Consider the following 21,873-nt stretch of genomic DNA (forward strand, 5'->3'; position numbering starts at 1 on the left):
CGACGTGTCACCGTTACGCCTGTTCCGCCGTACGGTACGTGCTCACAGCCCGGACGTGGCAACTCTGGCACATCTTCGCCGGGCCCCGACGCGGGGGTCCGCTAGGGGGCATTCGTCCGCAGACCAGGGGGATATGCCGTTTTCGCACCGCCTTGACGGTCGGGGGGATTCGCCCCGCTCCGGTGGCACTTGGGTGCCGGCCGACGCCGTGGGCCTCGCCGGGGCCCCTGCGGCCACGCTCGCGCGCGGGCCGCAGGAAGCGCCGGCGGCTGCCTCACACGTTCGGGGGCGGCCCCTCGATCGGGCGTCCGAGCACACCCGGGCGCCGCTGGTGCGGCAACGGGCCGCCGGGCGGGCGGTAGTCGACGCCGAGGGCGTCAAGTCGCGCGTAGTGGGCGGCCATCCGCCGTTCGAATCCGGCGAAGTCCCGCTGGGCGGGCGCGGGCAGCCTGCCCCAGGCGACCTCGCTGAAGGCGGCGAGGCGCGGGAACACCTGGTAGTCGACGCGCCCCTGGTGTTCCATCACCTCGGTCCAGACGTTGGCCTGGGTGCCGATGACGCGCGCGGCCTCCTCCTCCGTCAGTTCGGCGGGAACGGGTTCGAAGCGGTAGACGTCCTCCAGGGTGCGGACGAAGCCGATGGGCATGGGCTCGTCGGGGCCGCCGTGCTGCCGGTGGTCCAAGTACACGTGCTGCTCGGGGCACATGATGACGTCATGGCCCGAGCGGGCCGCGGCGATGCCGCCCCGGTAGCCGCGCCAGGAGGAGACGGTGGCGCCCTCGGCGAGGCCGCCCTCCAGGATCTCGTCCCAGCCGACGAGCCGCCGCCCGCGGGCCGTGAGCCACTGGTCGAAGTGGCGGATGAACCAGCTCTGCAGGCCGTCCTCGCCCTCGACGCCCAGCTCCTTGACGCGGGCCTGGGCGGTGGGCGAGGCCTTCCACTGGTCCTTGGGGCACTCGTCGCCGCCGACGTGGATGTAGGTGGACGGGAAGAGGTCGAGGACCTCCTCGAACACGCCCTCGTAGAAGCGGAGCACTTCTTCTGTGGGGGCGAGCACGTTGGGGTTGACGCCCCAGGTGTCCCAGACGGTCAGCGACCCGGTGTCGACGACGTCCGTGTTGCCCAGGTGCGGGTAGGCGCTGATGGCGGCCTGCGAGTGGCCCGGGATCTCGATCTCGGGGACGACGGCGATGTGCAGCGAGTCGGCGTAGGCGACGATCTCGCGGATGTCGTCCTGCGTGTAGTACCCGCCGTGCGGGCGCTCCTCCCAGAGCGGCGACATGCGGTGCCCCCACTTGGAGCGGGCGCGCCAGGAGCCGACCTCGGTGAGCTTCGGGTGGCGCTTGATCTCCACGCGCCAGCCCTGGTCGTCGGTGAGGTGGAAGTGGAAGACGTTGAGCTTGTGCGCGGCGAGCAGGTCGAGGTAGCGCAGGACGCCGTCCTTCGGCATGAAGTGCCGGGAGACGTCGAGCATCATGCCGCGCCAGCGGAACCGCGGGGCGTCCTCGATGGCCACCTCGGGGACCGACCACGCGCGCGCGGGGTCGAGCGGCGCGCGCCGGAAGGCGTCGGGGCCCAGGAGCTGGCGGAAGGTCTGCGCGCCCCAGAAGACGCCCGCGGCGGCGCCGCCCTCGATGCGGAGCGTGCCGTCGTCGACCGTGACGCGGTACGCCTCGGCCGCGAGGTCGGGGTCGATCCGCAGCTCGACGCCGCCGCGGCCCTCGCCACCCCGCGCCTCCCCGGCGGGCTCCTCGGGGAAGCGGAGCCCTGTCGCGGCGCCGACCGTGGCGCGCAGCCACCGCGCGACGCCCTCGGTGCCGGGTCCGGCGCGGAGGACGGTGTCGTCGTCGAGCGGGAGTGAACCTGGGGTGGGAGCCACCCAGCGGGCGCTGTTCGGCGCCGGGATCAGCTGCTCAAAGGTCATGCCACGGAAGGCTGTCACGCGATTGCGCAACGCAAAAGGGGCGTTGCGGCACGCGCAACGCCCCCTTCGGCCAGGGCGGGGAACAAGCCCCCGAGGGCTGCTTCTCGGACTACTTCTTGCCGTCCTTGCCGCCCTTGTCCTTGTCGCCGCCGGCGCCCATGGACTCGTAGATCTCCTTGCACATGGGACAGACGGGGTACTTCTTGGGGTCGCGGCCGGGGACCCACACCTTGCCGCAGAGCGCGACGACGGGGGTGCCGTCGAGCGCGCTCGCCATGATCTTGTCCTTCTGGACGTAGTGCGCATAGCGCTCGTGGTCGCCGTCACCGTTCGACACCTGGGGTGTCGGCTCTACGAGGGTCCCCGTACCTGCCCCGCGCTCGGGCTCGGGCTCAAGAGTGCTCATGGTTGCCAAGGGTACTCACGCGGGCCGGGTACCGGCAGCGGTCGGCCCGGGGAGCCGTTCCGGGCGCGCCCGCCTCGCCCGCCGGCCGTCAGTTCATCGAGGCGTCGTCCGGATAGGTCGCCACCATCGCCAGTTCGCTGCGCTGGCGTCTGAGGACCGCGCGCCACAGCCGCTCCGGGTCCGGGGACGAGACGTCGCCGGGCTCGGACTCGACCACGTACCAGGCGCCGTCCGCCAGTTCGGTCTCCAGCTGGCCGGGGCCCCACCCGGAGTACCCGGCGAAGATCCGCAGGCTGCCGAGGGCCGGGGAGAGCAGCTCGGGCGGGGCCTCCAGGTCGACCAGGCCGATCGCGCCGTGCACCCTGCGGAAGCCCACGAGGTCACCAGCACCGCCGCCCCCGCGCGGCCGGGAACCCGCGGCGGACGCCTCGTCGCCGGGGACCACGGCGACGCCGAGCGCCGAGTCCAGCGAGACGGGGCCGCCCTGGAAGACGACGCCCGGAGCACCGGCCAGGTCTCCCCAGCCCTCCAGGATGTCGGCGACGTCGACCGGAGTCGGGCGGTTCAGGACCACGCCGAGCGAGCCCTCCTCGTCGTGGTCGAGGAGCAGCACCACCGCGCGGTCGAAATTGGGGTCCGCCAGGGCCGGTGTGGCCACGAGCAGCCGCCCTGTGAGGGAGGACACCTCGGTCATGAACGACATGATCCCGCATCTTCCCCCCGGACGGGGAGGCTATGGGCGTACGGGAGTGAATGCAGCTCAGGGCGCAAGGAGGCGGATGGAGCGCACACGGGGAGCAGTGACCCTAAGTGTCCGGATACGTACGGTTCGTGTTGTCACGAACTCCTGACCCGCTCCGGACGCCCTCACCCTTACGGAAGGGGGGTACGCGGCCATTACGCTTGCCCTTTGGTCCCCCCGTCCATTCAATCGGAACGCGAGATTCATGACCGTCACCGACGATGTCCTGCTTGTCCACGGCGGAACCCCGCTTGAGGGCGAGATCCGTGTCCGCGGCGCGAAGAACCTCGTGCCCAAGGCCATGGTCGCCGCGCTGCTCGGCAGCGCCCCGAGCCGGCTGCGCAACGTCCCCGACATCCGCGACGTCCGTGTCGTGCGCGGCCTGCTGCAGCTGCACGGCGTGACGGTCCGCCCCGGCGAGGAACCGGGCGAGCTCGTCATGGACCCGTCGCACGTGGAAAGCGCGAATGTCGCCGACATCGACGCCCACGCGGGCTCGTCGCGCATTCCGATCCTCTTCTGCGGCCCGCTCCTGCACCGCCTCGGGCACGCCTTCATCCCCGGCCTCGGCGGCTGCGACATCGGCGGCCGGCCGATCGACTTCCACTTCGAGGTGCTCCGCCAGTTCGGCGCGACCATCGAGAAGCGCGCCGACGGCCAGTACCTGGAGGCCCCGCAGCGGCTGCGCGGCACCAAGATCCGCCTGCCGTACCCGTCCGTGGGCGCCACCGAGCAGGTCCTGCTCACCGCCGTCCTCGCGGAGGGCGTGACGGAGCTGTCGAACGCCGCGGTCGAGCCGGAGATCGAGGACCTCATCTGCGTCCTGCAGAAGATGGGCGCGATCATCGCCATGGACACCGACCGGACCATCCGGATCACCGGTGTCGACAGCCTCGGCGGCTACAACCACCACGCCCTCTCGGACCGCCTCGAAGCCGCCTCCTGGGCCTCCGCCGCCCTGGCGACCGAGGGCAACATCTACGTGCGCGGCGCCCAGCAGCGCTCGATGATGACGTTCCTCAACACCTACCGGAAGGTGGGCGGCGCCTTCGAGATCGACGACGAGGGCATCCGCTTCTGGCACCCGGGCGGCTCGCTCAACGCGATCGCCCTGGAGACGGACGTGCACCCCGGCTTCCAGACCGACTGGCAGCAGCCGCTCGTCGTCGCCCTGACGCAGGCCGCGGGCCTGTCCATCGTCCACGAGACGGTGTACGAGTCGCGGCTCGGCTTCACCTCCGCGCTCAACCAGATGGGCGCGCACATCCAGCTCTACCGCGAGTGCCTGGGCGGCTCCGACTGCCGCTTCGGCCAGCGCAACTTCCTGCACTCGGCGGTCGTCAGCGGCCCCACGAAGCTCCAGGGCGCCGATCTGGTCATCCCCGACCTGCGCGGCGGCTTCTCGTACCTCATCGCGGCCCTCGCGGCGCAGGGCACGTCCCGCGTCCACGGCATCGACCTGATCAACCGGGGCTACGAGAACTTCATGGACAAGCTCGTCGAGCTGGGCGCGAAGGTCGAGCTCCCGGGCAAGGCGGCGCTGTAGCGCCGCCGGACCTCTGAACGGCACGCAGAAGGGGCGGCCACCCGCAACGGGTGGCCGCCCCTTCGTACAGCTGCTCGGGGCTTACTTGCCCTTGGCGGCTTCCTTCAGCTTGGAACCGGCCGAGACCTTGACGCTGTAGCCGGCCGGGATGTTGATCGGCTCGCCGGTCTGCGGGTTCCGGGCGGTGCGAGCGGCACGGTGGGTGCGCTCGAAGGTCAGGAAGCCGGGGATGGTGACCTTCTCGTCGCCCTTGGCAACGATCTCGCCGACGGTCTCGGCGAACGCGGCCAGCACGGCGTCGGCGTCCTTGCGGGTCACCTCTGCGCGGTCGGCCAGCGCGGCCACCAGCTCACTGCGGTTCATGTTTGTACTCCCGTGTTCTTTTGCCGTTGAGGCGTGCCACGCGGCAGGGCCGCATGATGGGCACAGCGAAGACGATGCTGCCAGGGTCCTCGGACAGTCCCCGGACCCGGGTCTGACGTCAGACCCTCGCGCCCGATTACGCATCCTGCCCCCACCTGCGGCGGTAAAGCCAATCCGGTGCCCTCGCGGGTCACACGGAAAGCGTCCGCCGTCCCCGAAAGTGGGGCGCGGAGGGAGGCCTGCTGCCAAGCCACCCTAGAGCGGCCTTGTGGGGCCAGGGTCCCGCGACGCGCCGTTGGCCTAGACCGTGGGCCCTGTCACAGTGGCTCCCACGGCCTTGGCGGCGGTGCGCACGGCTCCGGCCACCGCGCCCGCGACCTTGTCGTTGAAGACGCTGGGGATGATGTAGTTCCGGTTCAGCTCGTCCTCGGCGACGACGTCGGCGAGGGCGCCCGCGGCGGCCAGCATCATCTCGGTGTTGACCGTACGCGACTGGGCGTCGAGCAGGCCGCGGAAGACGCCGGGGAAGACCAGGACGTTGTTGATCTGGTTCGGGAAGTCCGAGCGTCCGGTGGCCACGACCGCCGCCGTCTGGCGGGCGATCGCGGGGTCGACCTCGGGGTCCGGGTTCGCGAGCGCGAACACGATGGCTCCCTCGGTCATGGCGGCGACGTCGTCGCCGTTCAGGACGTTCGGGGCCGACACGCCGATGAAGACGTCCGAGCCGACGACGGCCTCCTTGAGGGTGCCCGTGAGGCCCTCGGGGTTGGTGTTGTCGGCGATCCAGCGCAGCGGCGAGTCGCTGTCGGCGTCCTTGAGGTCCTCGCGGTCCGCGTGCACGACGCCGTGGATGTCGGCCACGACGGCGTTCTTGACGCCCGCGGCGAGGAGCAGCTTCAGGATGGCCGTGCCCGCCGCGCCGGCGCCGGACATGACCACGCGCACGTCGCCGATGCTCTTGCCGACCACGCGCAGGGCGTTGGTGAGCGCCGCGAGGACGACGATGGCCGTGCCGTGCTGGTCGTCGTGGAAGACGGGGATGTCGAGGGCCTCGCGCAGCCTGGCCTCGATCTCGAAGCAGCGGGGCGCGGAGATGTCCTCCAGGTTGATGCCCGCGAAGCCGGGGGCGATGGCCTTGACGATCTCGACGATGGCGTCGGTGTCCTGGGTGTCCAGGCAGAGCGGCCAGGCGTCGATGCCCGCGAAGCGCTTGAAGAGGGCCGCCTTGCCCTCCATGACCGGCAGCGCGGCCTTCGGGCCGATGTTGCCGAGGCCGAGCACGGCCGAGCCGTCCGTTACGACCGCAACGGAGTTCCGCTTGATGGTCAGGCGGCGGGCGTCCTCGGGGTTCTCGGCGATGGCCATGCAGACCCGGGCGACGCCGGGGGTGTAGACCATCGAGAGGTCGTCACGGTTCCGGATGGGGTGCTTGGACGCCATCTCGATCTTGCCGCCGAGGTGCATCAGGAACGTGCGGTCGGAGACCTTGCCCAGCGTGACGCCCTCGATGGTGCGGAGCTGCTCGACGATCTCGTCGGCGTGCGTCGTGGAGGACGCCGCGATCGTCACGTCGATCCGCAGCATCTCGTGGCCGGAGGCCGTGACGTCGAGGCCGGTGACCGAGCCCCCGGATGACTCGACGGCCGTGGTGAGCTGGGAGACCGCGGTTCCGCTCGCGGGCACCTCCAGCCGGACCGTCATCGAGTAGGAGACGCTGGGCGCCGTTGCCATGGCCGACTTCCTCTGCTTTCACCTTGTAGCTCTTGCCGTCCGATGTTCGCACCTACCGCTGGGTACGCGGTAGCCGCCCCGGATTGAGAACGTTTTGTTCACCGGCCATTGGAGCCCGTTTTCGGAAACTGGTTTCCACCATACGAGAAGCTGCCGGAAACAGAAAGAGGCCCACGCCACCATGTGACGTGGGCCTCTCTACGTTCATGACACCGACCCGCCATGCTCGCCTCGCGGCAAGTGGTCGCTCGTAGCGACGATGGTTGGGCCCGGGGGCTTGGATCGAGCCGGTGCCACATCCAAGGTAACACCGCTCCCTCGAAGAGGTGGACCCCTCAGCCTCCCTAGTCCCGCAGCAGATCCGGCACGCCCTCCGCGTCGGGTTCGTCGCGCTCCCCCGACACCACCGTGAGCTGCTGCGTCGCCCGCGTCAGCGCCACGTACAGGACACGCAGGCCCGCCGGGGACTCGTCGGCGATCTCCGCGGGCGAGACGACGAGCGTCGCGTCGTACTCCAGGCCCTTGGCCTCCAGGCTGCCGAGCGCGACCACCCGGTCGCCGAGCCCGTCGAGCCAGCGGGCGGCCTGCTCGCGGCGGTTCATCGCCACGACCACGCCGACCGTGCCGTCGACCCGGTCCAGGAGCCGCGCCGCCTCGTCGCGCACCGTGGCGGCGAGGTCCCCGTCCCGTACGACGGCGAAGCGGGGCTCCACGCCGGTGGAGCGGACCGCCGACGGCGACTCGGCGCCCGGCATCGCCAGGGCGAGGACCTTCGCGGCGAGTTCCGCGATCTCGGAGGGGTTGCGGTAGTTCACCGTGAGGGTGAAGCGGCGGCGCGGACGGGTGCCCAGGGCCTCGTCGCGGGCCTCGGCGGCCTCGTCGGGGTCGGACCAGGAGGACTGCGCCGGGTCGCCCACCACCGTCCAGGTGGCGTGGCGCCCGCGGCGGCCCACCATGCGCCACTGCATGGGCGTGAGGTCCTGCGCCTCGTCGACGATGACGTGGGCGTACTCGGTGCGCTCGGCCGCCAGGCGCTCGGCGCGCTCGCGCCGGCTCTCCTCGCGCTGCGGCATCAGCTCTTCGAGCCCGGTGAGCAGGTCGAGCGGGTCCAGGTCCCGCTTCTTCCTCGGCCGGTGCGGCGTTCCGAGGATCGCCTGCAGCTCGTCGAGCAGCGCCACGTCGTGCACGGACAGGCCCTCGCGCCGCAGCGAGCGGGCGACCTTGCGGACCTCGCCCGGGTTGAGGACCCGGCGCGCCCAGCGGCCGAGCCGCCGCTCGTCGCCCATGGCGGCCAGGACGGCGCGCGGCGTCAGCTCCGGCCACCAGGCGTCGAGGAACCGGATGAAGTCGTCCTCGGAGGTGATGTCGTCGTCGAAGGACGAGCGCAGCTCGGCGGCCAGCTCGGGGTCGCTGTGGCGCCCCGCGGCCCCCGACTGCGCCCACAGGGCGTCCAGGAGCAGCTTGCGGGCGCGCGGGCGCAGCAGGTTGACCGGGGCGGTGCCGCCGAGCGCCGCGCGGCGGATGCGGTCGAGGTCCGCGGCCTCCAGCTCCAGGCGGCGGCCGAAGGCGACCACCCGCAGGCGCGTGGGGGTGGTCCTCGTCGCCTCGTCCCCGGCTTCGCCGCCGGCCTCGGGCTCCGGTTCGCCGAAGGCGAGCTGTTCGTCGACCGCCGGCCGCGGACGCCGGTCCCCTCGCGGCGCCGGTCCCTGCTCAAGGGCGCCCCGCGCCGCCTTGCGCAGCACCTTCAGCATGCGCGACGAGCCCTTGACGCGGGCCACCGCGGGCGAGTCGTACACCGTGGCCTCGGCGCCGTCGACCAGCGAGCCGACCGCGCGGATCGCCACCTGGCCCTCTTCGCCCAGGGAGGGCAGCACGCCCTCGGTGTAGGCGACGAGGAGCGGGGTCGGCGAGACGATGAGGATGCCGCCCGCGTAACGGCGGCGGTCCTGGTAGAGCAGGAAGGCCGCCCGGTGCAGCGCCACGGCCGTCTTGCCGGTGCCGGGGCCGCCCTCCACGTACGTCACCGAGGCGGCGGGCGCCCGGATCACCTTGTCCTGCTCGGCCTGGATCGACGCCACGATGTCCCGCATCGAGTGGCTGCGGGCCTGGCCGAGCGCGGCCATCAGGGCGCCGTCGCCGATCACCGGCAGCTCCTCGCCGCCGAGGCGGGCGGTGATCTCCGGGCGCATCAGGTCGTCCTCGACGCCGAGGACCCTGCGGCCCTTGGAGCGGATGACGCGGCGGCGCACCACCCGGCCGGGGTCGACCGGGGTCGAGCGGTAGAACGGCGCGGCGGCGGGCGCGCGCCAGTCGATGACCAGCGGAGAGTAGTCGGAGTCCAGGACGCCGATGCGGCCGATGTGCAGGGTCTCGGCGATGTCGGCGTGCTTGCCGGTCTCGTCCTCCCTGATCGCGCCCTCGGCCGGCTCGACCGCCGTGTAGGCGCCGTCGGGGCCCTTCTTGCCGTCCTTGCCCTGGAGCAGGTCGATGCGGCCGAAGAGGAAGTCCTCGAACTCGTTGTTCAGCCGGTTCAGGTGCACCCCGGCCCGGAAGACCTGCGCGTCGCGCTCGGCGAGCGCGCCCGGCGTGCCGACCTGCCCGCGCTTGGCCGCGTCGTCCATCAGGAACTCGGCCTCGTGGATCTTCTCCTCGAGGCGCCGGTAGACCTGGTCGAGATGGTGCTGCTCGACCCCGATCTCGCGGTCGCGTGTGCCTGACGGCATTACTGCGTTGACGTCGGCCACCGGGGCCCCTTTCAAGACGTGCTGCTCACCGAACCGAGCAGCCGTCCACCGTACGCGAAAGGGGCCCTCCTTGTGCACCTGCTCGCGGCTACACGTCGACCTTGACCAGGCGTTCGCCGTCCAGCGTGGTCACCTCGAAGTGGTCGATGTCGTTGCGGTCCATGGCGGCGCCCCCGTGCACGTACAGCGGTCCGCGCGCCCACTTGTCCGGGCTGTCCTTGATGCCGTAACCCCACTTCGGCACCGACCACGTGGCGACCGTCTCCTTGTCGCCGTCCTTGCCGACCGCGACCAGGGAGCACTTCAGCGGGCCCTTGACGTTCTTCAGCTCCAGGACGGCGTGGGTGCCCCAGGCCTTCTCCTCCGTGCCGACGGTGGCGCTGACCCGGGTCCTCGGGTCCGTGCCCCGCGACTTCTCCGTCATGTGGTGGAAGAAGGCGTCCTCCGCGGGGCTCGTGGGGTGCGGCTCGGCCACGGCGTCCCTCGGGCCGCCGTCACCGCCCGCCGCGAGGACCGCGAGCGGCCCGCCGACGATCAGCACGGCCGCCACCGCGACGAGCAGCAGGGCCCGCCGGCGTCCGCGCGCCCGCTCGGCGGCCACCTCGCCGGTCAGGCGCTCGGCCAGGCGCGGCCCGGGACGCGCGGCGAGCCGCTCGCCGACCTCCGGGGCGCCGTGCCCCGCGGGGAAGTCCGCGAGCGCCGCCAGCACCGGCGCCATGCCGGAGAACTCCTCCAGCCGGTGCGCGCAGTGCTCGCAGCCGGCGAGGTGGGCCTCGAAGCGGGTCGCCTCCGCCGCGTCCAGGACACCGAGCGCGTAGGCGCCGACGGTCTCGTGGACGTTCTCCTCCTGCCACCCTGCGTGGTGGCCGTGGGACCCGGTCATACCGTCACCCCCCGCTCCTCCAGTGCCAGCTTCATCGAGCGAAGCGCGTAGAAGACCCGCGAGCGGACCGTCCCACTGGGGATGCCCAGCGTCTGTGCCGCCTCATTGACCGTACGCCCCTTGAAGTAGGTCTCGACAAGTACCTCACGGTGCGCCGGAGTCAGGTCCTCCAGCGCGTCGGACAGTGTCATCAGCCACAGCGCCTTGTCGATCTCGTCCTCCGCGGGGATGACCTCCAGCGGCGACGGATCGACCTCCTGCGGCCGGGCCTGCCGGCTGCGGTGGCCGTCGATGACGATGCGCCGTGCGACCGTCACCAGCCAGGGGCGTACCGAACCGGTGGCCCGGTTGAGCCGACCGGCGTTCTTCCAGGCACGGATGAGCGTCTCCTGCACGACGTCCTCGGCGCGCTGCCGGTCGCCCGCCACGAGGCGGAGCACATAGGCGAGGAGCGCTCCCGCGTGCTCGCGGTAGAGCGCGCGCATCAACTCCTCGTCGGGCCCCGGTGGCTGGCGCGAGCGGTGCCGCGGCGACGGCGGGCGTTCATCGGCCACGGCGGAATCCTTGCGCACGGCTGCCTCCGGTGTCCGCGGTTCGGGCGGTCTCACGACGGAGGTACGTAGATGGGGCGGATGGTGTTCAACGAGCGGCGCGTCGGGCGTCGTTCACAGGCGGCGCCGGCCTCGTGCGCGGGCGGGGCCCGTGGTCGTCACGGGCGGGCGAGGGCGGCCCTGCGGCGGTGCCGGGCGACGCGTTCGCGGTTGCCGCAGACCTCGCTCGAGCACCAGCGGCGGCGGTGGCCGCGTGAGGTGTCGAGGTACACGAGGGGGCAGTTGTCGCCCTCGCAGCGGCGGAGCAGGGCGCGCGCCACGGGGTCGGTCAGCAGGTCGACGGCGTCCCTGGCCACGGCGGCGACGAGCGCGGCGCAGCCCGGCTCGCCGCGCAGGGCGCGCACCAGGGTGCCGTCGGTGGCGCGTACGGCGTACGGGGCGGGGGGCGCGGCGGCGGCCAGCGCGTTCACCCGCTCCAGCGCGCCGGGGGCGGGCAGCCGGTCGATCTCCGCGCCGACCAGTTCCGCCGTCCGGCCGCGCAACTCCCGGAAGGCGTCGAGCCATGGGGGACCCGCGCCGGTCAGCCGCGCGTCCCGCGGGACGAGGCCCGTGCCCGCGAGCCAGGCGCGGAGTGCCGCCACGGAGTCGAGCCGTTCCACGGGGTGGTCCGTCGCCATGAGGTCGAGGCAGCTGCGCCCGGAGTCGAATCGCAGCTCGTGCGGAGCCGGGGCCATGCCCAACGCCATGCGTCTGTCACCGCCTTGGGGGTCACCTGTGCGGAAGGCCGTTGCCTCCCCCTACAGTGCCCTTCCCCCGCCGGGTCCGGAACCCCTGCCACCGCGCGGGGCTCCGGCGAGCCGCCCCGGGGCGTCGGTCAGTGCGCGTACTTGGAGTCCGCCGCCGGGTCGACGGCGAGGCGGTAGCCGCGTTTGACGACCGTCTGGATCAGCTTCGGGACGCCCAGCGCCGTGCGCAGGCGGGCCATCGCCGTCTCCACCGCGTGCTCGTCGCGGCCCGCGCCCGGCAGCGCCCGCAGCAGTTCCGCGCGGGCCACCACCCAGCCGGGGCGGCGGGCGAGGGCCCGCAGCAGCGCCATGCCCGCGGGCGGCACGGCCCGCAGCTCCTCGTCGACCACGGCCGCGTGCCCCCGGATCTGCACGCGGTGCCCGGCGACGGTCAGCACCCGGGCGCGGGAGGGCAGTTCCTGGCAGAGGAGCTGGACGAGGGGGCCGAGCCGGAAGCGCTCGGGCTGCACGGTGTCCACGCCGCGCGACTGGAGCGGCAGCGCCGTCACGGGCCCCACGCACGCGGCCAGCACGTCGCGTCCGAGGGCGGTGAGGAAGTCCTCCGCCATGCCCCGCTCCTCGGCCCGCGAGAGCAGGGACGCGGCGGCCGGCGCGCTGGTGAACGTCAGGGCGTCGACGCCCCGCCCGGCCACCGCGTCGAGCAGCCGGTCCACGGGCCCGAGGTCCTCCGGCGGCAGCCACCGGTAGACGGGCACGCCGATCACCTCGGCGCCCGCGGCCCGCAGCGACTCGACGAAGCCGGGGAGCGGCTCGCCGTGCAGTTGCAGGGCGATGCGCCGCCCGGCGACGCCCTCGTCGAGCAGCCGGTCGAGCACCTCCGCCATGGACTCGGACGAGGGCGACCACTCCTCGGTGAGCCCGGCGGCCCGTACCGCGCCCTTCACCTTCGGGCCGCGGGCCAGCAGTTCGACGCCCCGCAGACAGCGCAGCAGCGCCTCGCCGTGCCCCCAGCCCTCGGCGGCCTCGATCCAGCCGCGGAAGCCGATGGCGGTGGTGGCGATCACGATGTCCGGGGCGTGGCCGATCAGGGCCCTCGTCGCCGAGAGCAGTTCGCTGTCGTCGGCCAGCGGCACGATGCGCAGCGCGGGCGCGTGGAGCACGGTGGCGCCCCGCCGCTGGAGCAGCGCGCCCAGCTCGTCGGCGCGCCGGGCCGCGGTCACGCCGACGGTGAAACCGGCGAGGGGCCCGTACTCCGCCTGCGCGGCCGTGTCCGGTTCGTTCGATGGAGTGGCGTGCATAGGTCCGTCTCGTCTGGTCCCGCGGGGCTGGTGACTGGCAGGGGCGGGTCGGGGTCCGAGCGTGCCAACGGCGCGTGACGGGCCCGGTTCATGGTGATGTCCGCCGTGTTACGTCACACCTCGGCGTAGCCGAGCCGCGGCTCCGCCTCCGTGTCCGTACCGGGAACCCTACGGCCGGCCGCGGGCCGGCGGCGAAGGTAGACGGCCCATGTGACGCCCGCGCACACGCCGTAGAAGGCGAGGAAGGCGAGGTACGCCCCCGTCCCCGAGCCCACCTCCTGGAAGGACTGCCGCAGGGCGAGGTTGATGCCGAGCCCGCCGACGGCGCCGATCGCGCCGATGAGCCCCATGGCGGCCCCGGAGAGCCGCCGCCCGTGGGCCGCGGCGGCCTCCCCGGTCAGCCCGAGCGCTTCGCCCTTGGCCTGGAAGATGCCCGGGATCATCTTGTACGTGGACCCGTTGCCGAGCCCGGTCAGCACGAACAGCGCGATGAAGGCGCCGACGAACAGCGGCAGCGACTCCCTGACGGAGGCGATGACGACGGCTCCGGTCGCGACCGCCATGGCGAGGAAGTTCCCCAGCGTGATGCGGGCCCCGCCGAACCGGTCGGCGAGCCGTCCGCCCACGGGCCGGATCAGCGAGCCGAGCAGCGGGCCGATGAAGGTGAGCTGGGCTGCCTCCAGCGGCGTGCGCCCGAACTGCGTCTGGAGGACGAGCCCGAAGGCGAAGCTGTACCCGATGAACGACCCGAACGTCCCCACGTACAGCAGCGCCATCACCCAGGTGTGCCCCTCCCGTACGGCGGCCTTGGCGGCGCCGGTGTCGTTGCGGACGGAGGAGATGCTGTCCATGTACCGCGCGGCGCACAGCACGGACAGCAGGATGAACGGGATGTAGATCCCGAGGACCACCCGCGGCCCGCCGCTCGCCCCGATGACGGCGAGCCCGACCAGCTGCACCACGGGCACCCCGATGTTGCCGCCCCCGGCGTTGAGCCCGAGCGCCCAGCCCTTCTCCCGCAGCGGGAAGAAGGCGTTGATGTTGGTCATGCTGGACGCGAAGTTGCCGCCGCCGACCCCGGTGAGCAGCGCGCACACCATGAAGGCGGTGTAGGAGGTGCCGGGCTCCATCACCACGAAGGCGGCGACGGTCGGCACGAGCAGCAGCGAGGCCGCGATGACGGTCCAGGCGCGTCCCCCGAAGCGGGCCACGGCGAAGGTGTAGGGCACGCGCACGACGCCTCCGACGAGCGTCGCCATCGACACCAGGAAGAACTTCCCCGCGGCGTCGATCCCGTACTCCGGCCCCATGAAGAGCACCATCACGGACCACAGGCTCCACACGGAGAACCCGATGTGTTCGGACAGCACGGAGAACGCCAGGTTCCGCCGGGCGACCCGCTCCCCGCCCTCCTCCTTCCAGAACCGCTCGTCCTCGGGCTCCCACCGCTCGATCCACATCCCAGCCTCCACACCTCGACCGACGCCGTGCCCCGAAGGTAGGAGCCCCCGATTTCAGCTCTGTGGCCCCTGGTGACCACGGGGGAACGTTGCTCTCACTCGGGGGGCGGCGGGATGGTGAGGGACGGCGGGGTGGCGGCCGGGCCGCTCAGCCCAGGTGGGTGTCGCCCAGGGAGACCAGCAGCCTGCGGAGGGCGGCGTCGACGGCGGCGCGGTCCTCCGGGGGCAGGGCCGCCAGCATGCGTTCCTCGTTGGCGATGTGGGCGACGACCGCGCGGTCGACCACGTCCAGGCCCGCTTCCGTGAGGCGGACGCGGACGGACCTGCGGTCCGCGGGGTCGGGGCGGCGTTCGATGAGGCCCTTGCGCTCCAGCTTGTCGAGGCGGTTGGTGATGGCGCCGGACGTCACCATCGCGCTCTTCAGGAGCCCGCCGGCGGTCAGTTCGTGCGGGGCGCCGACCCGGCGCAGCGTGGCGATGACGTCGAACTCCGCGAACTCCAGGCCGTGGTCGGCGAAGACCTTCTTCATGCCCTTGCTCAGCAGGTGGTCGGCCCGCCTGATGCGGCCCACCAGCGCCATCGCGTCCAGGTGCGCGAGATCGAGGTCGGGGCGCTCCCTGCGCCACTGGCCGCGCAGCTCGTCGATGGCGTCCGTCGTCTCGGCGTCGTGCCCGCTCTTGCTCACCGCAAGTCCCATCTCTCTGGCCTCTGAACAGTCATTCTCTCAACGTTCAGATACTTGACGTTCGCAGACTCACGTCCCATATTTATCTCAACGTTGAGATTACCAGCGTTGAGGGGATTTCCGAGGGGGACGTCATGCCCATCCGCGCCATCCGCGCCGGCGAGCCACAGCCGGCCACCGGCCAGGAGGGTCCGGCCGCCACCGGCCCCGCGACGGCGCCCCGCGTCTCCGCCAGGGCCGCCGCGGGCACCGCCACGCTCGCCGCCATCGGGCCCGCGACCTGGGGCACCACTTACGTCACGACCACCGAACTGCTGCCCCCTGACCGCCCGTTGCTCGCCGCCGCCCTGCGCGCGCTGCCCGCCGGTCTGATCCTCCTCGCCCTCACCCGGCGGCTGCCGAGCGGCGACTGGTGGTGGAAGGCGGGCGTGCTCGGGCTGCTCAACTTCGGGGCGTTCTTCCCGCTCCTCTTCTTCGGCGCCTACCACCTGCCCGGCGGCGTCGCCTCGACCGTCAGCGCGATCATGCCGCTGCTCGTCGCCGGTTTCGGGATCGGCGTCCTGAAGGTGCGCCCCTCCCGCCGCACGCTGCTCGCGGGCCTCGTCGGCGTCGCGGGCGTCGCCCTCCTCGTCCTGCGCGGCAGCGCCACGGTGGACCTCGCCGGCCTCGTCGCGATGCTGACGGCCACGACCCTGATGGCCCTCGCCGTGGTGCTGAGCAAGCGCTGGGGCCGCCCCGAAGGCGTCTCCCTGCTCGCCCTCACCGGCTGGCAGCTGACCGCGGGCGGCCTGGTCCTCGCCCCCGTCGCCCTCACCGCGGAGGGCCTGCCGGACCACTTCACCGGCGCCAACGCCGCCGGGTACGCCTACCTCGGCATCATCGGCACGGCCCTCGCGTACGCCCTCTGGTTCCGCGGCATCGAACGCCTCCCCGCCTCGTCGGTCTCCTTCCTCGGCCTGACCAACCCGGTCGTCGCCACGCTGGCGGGCCTGCTGCTCCTCGGGCAGACCCTCACCGTCTGGCAGCTCGGCGGCCTGGTCCTCGTGATCGGCAGTGTCGTCCTCGGCCAGAGCCGCCGCCGGTTCAGGGCGCGGTGACGAGCGGGTCCTCGAAGCTGACCAGGCGGGCCAGGCGGCCGAGGAGCGCCCGGTACTGCGCGCGCCGGACGACGGCGGCGGTCGTCAGCGTGAGGACCGCCATCCGCTGCCCGTCGGGGTGCGGGAGGCGGGCGTGGACCTGGAGCAGCGGCCGCGCCGGCAGCCCGGCCTCCTCGGCGGGCATCCGCAGGACCTCGCTGATCGATGCGGGGCCGCACGGCAGGTCGCGGTACTCCACGCGCGTGTGCCGCTCGGCGCCCGGCAGCTCGACGGCGGCCAGGGCACGCCGCGGCGACCAGCCGATGCCCTGCCAGGCCACGGTGAACAGACAGAGCAGCGGCCTGCCCCGGCCCCGGGAGTCGTCCCGGTGCAGGCCCAGCGAACAGTGGACGGTGCCGGGACCGCGCAGGGTGAGCAGCAGCCGCTGAGCGGTGGCGAGTTCCCCGACGAACAGCTCCCGGCGCGCCCCCTCCGGCATGGCCCCGACCACCGGCCCGAGCGCGTCCCCGAGCCGCCGCGCCGCGGGGGAGCCGGGGGCCGCGGTCAGCACGTCGAGGGGCAGCTCCGTGAAACCGGAGGGCAGGGCGAACCAGATGTCGGCGCGGGGGTCGCGGGCGGAGTCTTCGACGATGTAGCGGGGTGCGGGCATGTCCCGGCCCTCTTTCCGGATCTCTCGGCCGACGACCGAAGCCGTCGGCCAGGGGCGTGTGCGTACGCGGGAACGCCTCCGGCGTGCGCCCCGGCTCGGGGACGCGTCACGGATCGGCGCACCTCGCCGCTCCCGGAAGCGAGGAGGGAAGTTATCGGCGTCGCGCGGGACGTGCCAGTGGCATGTTCGGCCGCCGGACCGGCATACCGCCCATATCGGCCGTCGGCGGGGATCTGACGCCCTCCCGCCGTCGCCTCCCCCGCCGCTCAGGGGCCCACCGATGCCCTGCCGACGCCCCGTGCCTCGGCTCTCGCGTCGGGTCCCCGCGGCGACACAGGGGCAAGAGGCGCAGAACGGGATGCGTTCGCACCCGAGGGAGCGTGAGTCGCGATCTGTACGCCGTCCCGCGACACCCCACGCCGGCGCGCGCCATGAGGTCCCGCACCCGGCACACAGAAAGCCGGCCGCGCGTCGTCACCCGCCCGACGCACGACCGGCCTCCCGCGGCCCCGTGCCTCCCGCCTCGGGGCCCGCACCCCCGTCAGCGGGCCCCGGAGGGGACTACTTCGCCGCGAACCACTCCGCCACGCAGTACTCCGCCACGCGCTACTTCGCCGCGAACTTCCAGATCACCGGCTCGCCCTCGCTGTCCTCCGGCGCCCAGTGGACCTCCAGCGCCTTGGAGCCCGCGGGGACCAGGTAGGTCTGGCAGAGCACGTGGCTCTCGCCCTTCTTCCAGCCTTCGAGCTCCAGTTCGTCCTCGCAGCCCGCGGCGTCCTCGGAAGCGCCGATCAGGAGGCCGCCGCGGGTGCCGTCGGCGTAGATCTCCGCGCCGTCGCCGACGTCGGGGACCTCCGCGAGCGGGGCGCCCGCCTTGTGCGTGTACTTCACGTGGGCGACGGCGGCGACCAGGCCCTTGGCCTTCTTCGGGTCGGAGACCAGCTTCGCGGTCTCCGCCTCGGTGCTGAGGTCGACCTTCTGGGCGGCGATGTCGTACGTGACGGTGGCGTCGCCCTCCTTCGTCCTGCCCGTGGTGCTCTCCCCCGGCTTCAGCGCGGACGGCTTCCCGGCGTCGGAGTCGGCGGAGTCGGCCGAGCCGGAACCGGAGTCCGAGCTGTCGGACTTGGACGTGTCGGCCTTCTTGCCCTCGGACTTCTCGTCGTCACCGCCGCCACAGGCGGTCAGGGCGAGGGCGAGCACGGCGACGGGCGCGGCGAGACGCAGCGCGGTCTTCTTGCGAAGCAAAACGATCTCCTGGCAGGTGTGGGGCCCCGCCGCCCGGCGCGCGATCCGTCCGCATCTGCAATGCGCGTGATCAGCACGCGCGTTGCGGCCGGCTGAGACGACCACCCTAGGAGGCGACCACGTACCGCGTCGAGGCGATTACCGCACACGCCGACCCCACCGTTCGCACGCGCCAATCTCCGTTGCCATACAGGCCCTTACGTACGATCAGACACGGGTCGTACGACATTCGCCCACGCGAAGTTCTGCATCTCTTGCGACCGGCGAGGCGGGCGCGGCGTCCTCAGCGGGCACCCGAACTACCCTGCCATGCGGGGATATTTCCACGCCGTCCGCGGGCCCGCCCCCACTGTTCGCGACGATAACGGTTGCACAACTCGTCGGCGTCACAGACGACTCACCGGGCCACCGCACGCCTCCCCCGCGACGACGCCCCGGCCCCGTTCGGCCACAGGCGGGGACGGCGCTTGGCCGCCAGGTCCTCCACCCAGCCGACGGCCACCACCATCAGCCCGATCAGCGGCCAGACCAGCAGGGTCATCCACAGCATGTACGTGGTGTCGAGCGCCGAGCTCCAGCGCTCGTCCGCCATGAACGGCAGGTCGTACGCCAGGTCGATGATCGGGACCGTCGCCATGATCAGGAGGTTGTGCCAGAGGTAGATCGTGACGGCCCTGTTGTTGGAGAGGGTCACCAGCTTGTCCCACTTCGCCAGCCTGCCCGGCAGCTCCCGCCACGACGGCGCGTACTGGAGCAGGATCACGACGAAGCCGAAGGACCACGCGGCCTGGGCCAGGGGGATGTCGTTCAGGTCCCAGCCGTCCGGGCCGAGGTGCCCCGAGGCCCACCACAGGCCCAAGGCCATGACCAGCGTCGCGGCCGACACCGCCAGATAGCGCGGGACACGGGCCAGCGTGCCGTCCTGGTGCGCGAAGCCGAGCACCCAGCAGCTGCCGTACTGCGCGAAGTCCGTGACCGCGTTGCCCGTCTCGCCCGGGATGGTGACGAGGCCCGTGCCGATGACCGCCGTCAGGGCGAGCGGGGCGGCGAGCGTCACCCAGGGGGCCCTGCGGAACGCCCACAGCAGGAGCGGGGACGCGATGACGAACCACAGATAGGCGCGGATGTACCAGAGCGGGCCCGCCGCCTGCGCGGGCCAGGTGTCCTCCAGGAGGCCCGCCTTGTCGCCCAGGTGCCAGGGGAAGGGCGGCGCGCCCACCGGGAACACGTAGTTGGCCAGGCTCACCGGGCCCCAGGCCCCGCCGTGGTCGGGGTCGTCGCCCACGCTCCAGCCGCCGGCGAAGAGCAGGAGGAGGACCGCGGCGCTGAACACCCACATGGGCGGCAGGAGCCTGCGTATCCGGCCCTTGACCACACCCTGCGCGGGACGCTTCAGGGAGCGCGCCATCAGGGAGCCCGCGAGCGCGAACATCACGCCCATGGAGGGGAAGAGGATCGTCAGCCAGGCCCAGCCGAACAGGTGGTAGACGACGACGCGGACGAGCGCGAGCGAACGCAGCAGGTCCAGATAGCGGTCCCTGCCCGGCCTCCCGGGAGCGGCCGGGGTGCCGGGAGCGGCGGGCGGCGTGGCCGGCAGCGTCGGCGGGTGGCCGGGTGCGAAGGCGTGGCTCATGCGACGGGACTCCGATCATGACTGCCCGACCGCTGTCGCGGGATGGCGCCGGGCGCGTCGAGAACTCCCGTGCGGCGGAGCTTCTGCCAGCGCAGACGGCCTCCGGTGAGAGCGGTTATCCAGGACTGGAGCAGCACGACGTACATCAGCTGCCGGTAGAGGATCTGCTGGAGCGGCAGCGAGATCAGATGGGTCATGCGCTCGCGGTCGAGGCGGAAGGCGTACGCGGCGCAGACCGCCTGCACGGCGAGGACGCCGAGCCAGGCGGCGACGGTCTTCTCGGTGGGGCCGAAGAGCAGGCCGTACAGGAGGAACACGTCGATGAGCGGGGCCAGGAGCGGCGCGAGCACCATGAAGAGCGACACCAGGGGCAGCCCGACGCGGCCGAAGCGGCCCGACGGGCCCCGCTCGACGACCGCGCGGCGGTGCTTCCAGATCGCCTGCATCGTGCCGTACGACCAGCGGTAGCGCTGGGACCAGAGCTGCTGGACGGTCTCCGGCGCCTCGGTCCAGGCGCGCGCCTTCTCCGCGTACACGACGCGCCAGCCGTCGCGGTGCAGGGCCATGGTGATGTCGGTGTCCTCGGCGAGCGTGTCGTCACTCATGCCGCCGACCCGTTCGAGGGCCGAGCGCCGGAACGCGCCGACCGCGCCCGGGATGGTCGGCATGCAGCGCAGGACGTCGTACATCCTGCGGTCGAGGTTGAAGCCCATCACGTACTCGATGTGCTGCCAGGCGCCGATCAGCGAGTCCCTGTTGCCGACCTTCGCGTTGCCCGCGACGGCGCCGACGCGCGGGTCGGCGAAGGGCTGCACGAGTTCGCGGACGGTGGACTCCTCGAAGACCGTGTCGCCGTCCATCATCACGACGATGTCGTGGCTCGCGTTGGCCAGACCGCGGTTGAGGGCGGCGGGCTTGCCCGCGTTGAGCTGGCGCACCACGCGGACGTACGGCAGGCGCAGCCCCTCGACGATGCGGGCCGTGCCGTCCGACGAGCCGTCGTCGATGACGACGACCTCTATGGGGTGGTCGCTCGCCATCAGGGAACGGACCGTCGCCTCGATGCACTTGGCCTCGTTGTACGCGGGGACCAGGACCGACACCGGCTCGGTGACCGGCGGGCCCCAGCGGAAGTCGCGCCGCCGCACCCGGCGGGCGTGCGCGGCGGAGAGCAGCAGCATCAGGCCGAAGCGGGTGAAGACCAGGACGCCGATGACGGCGAGGGCGACGACGAGGCCGTCGGTGATGTGCTCGGCCGCGCCGACCAGGAAGACCCAGGATTTGCCCTTCCACAGCTCGACGCCGCTGACCTTCGTGTGCGCGCTGGGCGCGTCGAGCGCCTCGGTGAGGTTCCCGAACTCGTATCCCTGCTTCTGGAGGGCGGGCAGGAAGCGGTCGAGGGCGGCGACGGTCTGCGAGCGGTCGCCGCCGGAGTCGTGCATGAGGACGATGGCGCCCTTGCCGCCCTCGGGCGTGGCGCGCCGGATGATCTCGTCGACGCCGGGGCGCTTCCAGTCCTCGCTGTCGGTGTTGTTGACGACGGTGAGGTAGCCGCGGCTGCCTATGTGCTTCGTGACGGGGTACGACTTGTCGTCCATCGCGTCGGCGAACGAGGAGTACGGCGGCCGGAAGAGGGAGGTGCGGATGCCCGCCGCCCCGGCGAGCGCGAGCTGGTTCTGCGACAGCTCCCGGTCGATGCGGCTCTCGGACTGGTACGACAGGTCGGGGTGGTTGAAGGTGTGCAGGCCCACCTCGTGGCCCTCGTCGACCATGCGCTGGACGAGGCCGGGGTGGCGCGAGGCCATGGTGCCGGTGACGAAGAAGACGCCGTGCGCGTGGTGTTCCTTCAGCACGTCGAGGACCTTGGGGGTCCACTCCGGGTCGGGGCCGTCGTCGAAGGTCAGCACGAGCCGGTGGTCGGGCACGCTCATGGTGGTCTCGCGGCCGCCCCGGGTGTCGATGACCGGGCCGCCTTCGAGGATCTTCTCCGGTACGTGGTCGGTGGGCGCGGGCGGCCTGACGCGGTGGTCGGCGGCTATCTCGCTGTGCACGTAGCCGCGCAGCATCAGCATGGCGAGCAGCGCCACGAGCAGCAGCGAGGGCAGCAGGTAGCGCAGGGGCAGGCGGCGGCGCCTGGCGGGAGCCGCCTTGCCGCGCCGGCCCTTGCCGC

The 21,873-nt window shown here is 72.5% G+C and carries 18 protein-coding genes; 2 read left to right on the plus strand and 16 right to left on the minus strand.

Annotated features, from left to right (window positions below):
* Window positions 1–274: 274 nt before the first annotated feature.
* The 3 genes from DCW30_RS06685 to DCW30_RS06695 form a co-directional block, all read right to left on the minus strand.
* Complete coding sequence (locus DCW30_RS06685) at window positions 275–1,924, minus strand: beta-N-acetylhexosaminidase (protein WP_076685905.1); 1,650 nt, start codon at window positions 1,922–1,924, stop codon at window positions 275–277.
* A gap of 109 nt (window positions 1,925–2,033) precedes the next feature.
* Entirely contained in the window at window positions 2,034–2,330 is a 297-nt protein-coding gene (locus tag DCW30_RS06690) for a DUF3039 domain-containing protein (RefSeq protein WP_076685902.1), read from the minus strand.
* Between the two features lie 88 nt (window positions 2,331–2,418).
* Window positions 2,419–3,033, minus strand: coding sequence for a YqgE/AlgH family protein (locus DCW30_RS06695; protein ID WP_076685900.1), 615 nt, complete (start codon window positions 3,031–3,033; stop codon window positions 2,419–2,421).
* 244 nt (window positions 3,034–3,277) lie between these two features.
* Between DCW30_RS06695 and murA the strand changes: the two genes are divergently transcribed.
* The gene (gene murA / locus DCW30_RS06700; RefSeq protein WP_062776173.1) at window positions 3,278–4,618 is read left to right on the plus strand and encodes a UDP-N-acetylglucosamine 1-carboxyvinyltransferase; all 1,341 of its coding nucleotides are present in this window, start codon (window positions 3,278–3,280) and stop codon (window positions 4,616–4,618) included.
* Between the two features lie 81 nt (window positions 4,619–4,699).
* Here the strand turns inward: murA and DCW30_RS06705 are convergent, their stop codons facing one another.
* The 9 genes from DCW30_RS06705 to DCW30_RS06750 all read right to left on the minus strand — a co-directional run bounded on the left by DCW30_RS06705 (window position 4,700) and on the right by DCW30_RS06750 (window position 15,079).
* On the minus strand, window positions 4,700–4,981 hold the full coding sequence (locus tag DCW30_RS06705; protein WP_016645140.1) for an HU family DNA-binding protein: 282 nt from the start codon (window positions 4,979–4,981) through the stop codon (window positions 4,700–4,702).
* A 300-nt stretch (window positions 4,982–5,281) separates the two neighbouring features.
* Window positions 5,282–6,712 (minus strand): NAD-dependent malic enzyme, encoded by a 1,431-nt coding sequence (locus DCW30_RS06715; RefSeq protein WP_076685898.1) that lies wholly within the window; start codon window positions 6,710–6,712, stop codon window positions 5,282–5,284.
* A gap of 344 nt (window positions 6,713–7,056) precedes the next feature.
* On the minus strand, window positions 7,057–9,435 hold the full coding sequence (locus tag DCW30_RS06720; RefSeq protein WP_076685895.1) for a HelD family protein: 2,379 nt from the start codon (window positions 9,433–9,435) through the stop codon (window positions 7,057–7,059).
* Between the two features lie 109 nt (window positions 9,436–9,544).
* On the minus strand, window positions 9,545–10,339 hold the full coding sequence (locus tag DCW30_RS06725; protein WP_076685893.1) for an anti-sigma factor family protein: 795 nt from the start codon (window positions 10,337–10,339) through the stop codon (window positions 9,545–9,547).
* Window positions 10,336–10,911, minus strand: coding sequence for a sigma-70 family RNA polymerase sigma factor (locus DCW30_RS06730; protein ID WP_076685892.1), 576 nt, complete (start codon window positions 10,909–10,911; stop codon window positions 10,336–10,338). The genes DCW30_RS06725 and DCW30_RS06730 overlap by 4 nt, the downstream gene beginning before the upstream one ends.
* A gap of 137 nt (window positions 10,912–11,048) precedes the next feature.
* On the minus strand, window positions 11,049–11,636 hold the full coding sequence (locus DCW30_RS06735) for a CGNR zinc finger domain-containing protein (RefSeq protein WP_062776163.1): 588 nt from the start codon (window positions 11,634–11,636) through the stop codon (window positions 11,049–11,051).
* 128 nt (window positions 11,637–11,764) lie between these two features.
* Window positions 11,765–12,934, minus strand: coding sequence for a uroporphyrinogen-III synthase (locus tag DCW30_RS06740; protein ID WP_076685890.1), 1,170 nt, complete (start codon window positions 12,932–12,934; stop codon window positions 11,765–11,767).
* 113 nt (window positions 12,935–13,047) lie between these two features.
* Window positions 13,048–14,394, minus strand: coding sequence for a nitrate/nitrite transporter (locus DCW30_RS06745; RefSeq protein WP_062776158.1), 1,347 nt, complete (start codon window positions 14,392–14,394; stop codon window positions 13,048–13,050).
* A gap of 148 nt (window positions 14,395–14,542) precedes the next feature.
* On the minus strand, window positions 14,543–15,079 hold the full coding sequence (locus DCW30_RS06750) for a MarR family winged helix-turn-helix transcriptional regulator (protein WP_237283427.1): 537 nt from the start codon (window positions 15,077–15,079) through the stop codon (window positions 14,543–14,545).
* Window positions 15,080–15,213: 134 nt separating this feature from the next.
* On the opposite strand from DCW30_RS06750, the gene DCW30_RS06755 reads away from it, so the two are divergent.
* Window positions 15,214–16,176 carry an EamA family transporter gene (locus DCW30_RS06755; protein WP_079250113.1) on the plus strand — a complete coding sequence of 321 codons (963 nt, stop codon included), beginning with the start codon at window positions 15,214–15,216 and terminating at the stop codon, window positions 16,174–16,176.
* Here DCW30_RS06755 and DCW30_RS06760 read toward each other — a convergent pair.
* The 4 genes from DCW30_RS06760 to DCW30_RS06775 form a co-directional block, all read right to left on the minus strand.
* Entirely contained in the window at window positions 16,163–16,825 is a 663-nt protein-coding gene (locus tag DCW30_RS06760; RefSeq protein WP_076685887.1) for a hypothetical protein, read from the minus strand. The two genes, DCW30_RS06755 and DCW30_RS06760, sit on opposite strands and share 14 nt — an antisense overlap.
* A gap of 606 nt (window positions 16,826–17,431) precedes the next feature.
* A complete protein-coding gene (locus DCW30_RS06765) occupies window positions 17,432–18,070 on the minus strand; it encodes a hypothetical protein (RefSeq protein WP_076685885.1) in 639 nt (212 codons plus the stop codon).
* A 397-nt stretch (window positions 18,071–18,467) separates the two neighbouring features.
* Window positions 18,468–19,703, minus strand: coding sequence for an acyltransferase family protein (locus tag DCW30_RS06770; protein WP_076685883.1), 1,236 nt, complete (start codon window positions 19,701–19,703; stop codon window positions 18,468–18,470).
* Window positions 19,700–21,775 (minus strand): bifunctional polysaccharide deacetylase/glycosyltransferase family 2 protein, encoded by a 2,076-nt coding sequence (locus DCW30_RS06775; protein WP_103557472.1) that lies wholly within the window; start codon window positions 21,773–21,775, stop codon window positions 19,700–19,702. The genes DCW30_RS06770 and DCW30_RS06775 overlap by 4 nt, the downstream gene beginning before the upstream one ends.
* Window positions 21,776–21,873 lie beyond the last annotated feature (98 nt).

It is taken from the genome of Streptomyces alfalfae (assembly GCF_004127445.1).
GTDB lineage: Bacteria > Actinomycetota > Actinomycetes > Streptomycetales > Streptomycetaceae > Streptomyces > Streptomyces alfalfae.

Excerpts from the sequence above, each read along its gene's own strand:
- DCW30_RS06705 (WP_016645140.1), bottom strand. The coding sequence starts at position 4,981 with ATGAACCGCAGTGAGCTGGTGGCCGCGCTGGCCGACCGCGCAGAGGTG.
- DCW30_RS06725 (WP_076685893.1), bottom strand. The coding sequence starts at position 10,339 with ATGACCGGGTCCCACGGCCACCACGCAGGGTGGCAGGAGGAGAACGTC.
- DCW30_RS06685 (WP_076685905.1), bottom strand. The coding sequence starts at position 1,924 with ATGACCTTTGAGCAGCTGATCCCGGCGCCGAACAGCGCCCGCTGGGTG.
- DCW30_RS06695 (WP_076685900.1), bottom strand. The coding sequence starts at position 3,033 with ATGTCGTTCATGACCGAGGTGTCCTCCCTCACAGGGCGGCTGCTCGTG.
- DCW30_RS06690 (WP_076685902.1), bottom strand. The coding sequence starts at position 2,330 with ATGAGCACTCTTGAGCCCGAGCCCGAGCGCGGGGCAGGTACGGGGACC.
- DCW30_RS06775 (WP_103557472.1), bottom strand. The coding sequence starts at position 21,775 with ATGCTGATGCTGCGCGGCTACGTGCACAGCGAGATAGCCGCCGACCAC.
- DCW30_RS06735 (WP_062776163.1), bottom strand. The coding sequence starts at position 11,636 with ATGGCGTTGGGCATGGCCCCGGCTCCGCACGAGCTGCGATTCGACTCC.
- DCW30_RS06720 (WP_076685895.1), bottom strand. The coding sequence starts at position 9,435 with ATGCCGTCAGGCACACGCGACCGCGAGATCGGGGTCGAGCAGCACCAT.
- DCW30_RS06770 (WP_076685883.1), bottom strand. The coding sequence starts at position 19,703 with ATGAGCCACGCCTTCGCACCCGGCCACCCGCCGACGCTGCCGGCCACG.
- DCW30_RS06760 (WP_076685887.1), bottom strand. The coding sequence starts at position 16,825 with ATGCCCGCACCCCGCTACATCGTCGAAGACTCCGCCCGCGACCCCCGC.
- DCW30_RS06740 (WP_076685890.1), bottom strand. The coding sequence starts at position 12,934 with ATGCACGCCACTCCATCGAACGAACCGGACACGGCCGCGCAGGCGGAG.
- murA (WP_062776173.1), top strand. The coding sequence starts at position 3,278 with ATGACCGTCACCGACGATGTCCTGCTTGTCCACGGCGGAACCCCGCTT.
- DCW30_RS06755 (WP_079250113.1), top strand. The coding sequence starts at position 15,214 with ATGCCCATCCGCGCCATCCGCGCCGGCGAGCCACAGCCGGCCACCGGC.
- DCW30_RS06715 (WP_076685898.1), bottom strand. The coding sequence starts at position 6,712 with ATGGCAACGGCGCCCAGCGTCTCCTACTCGATGACGGTCCGGCTGGAG.
- DCW30_RS06745 (WP_062776158.1), bottom strand. The coding sequence starts at position 14,394 with ATGTGGATCGAGCGGTGGGAGCCCGAGGACGAGCGGTTCTGGAAGGAG.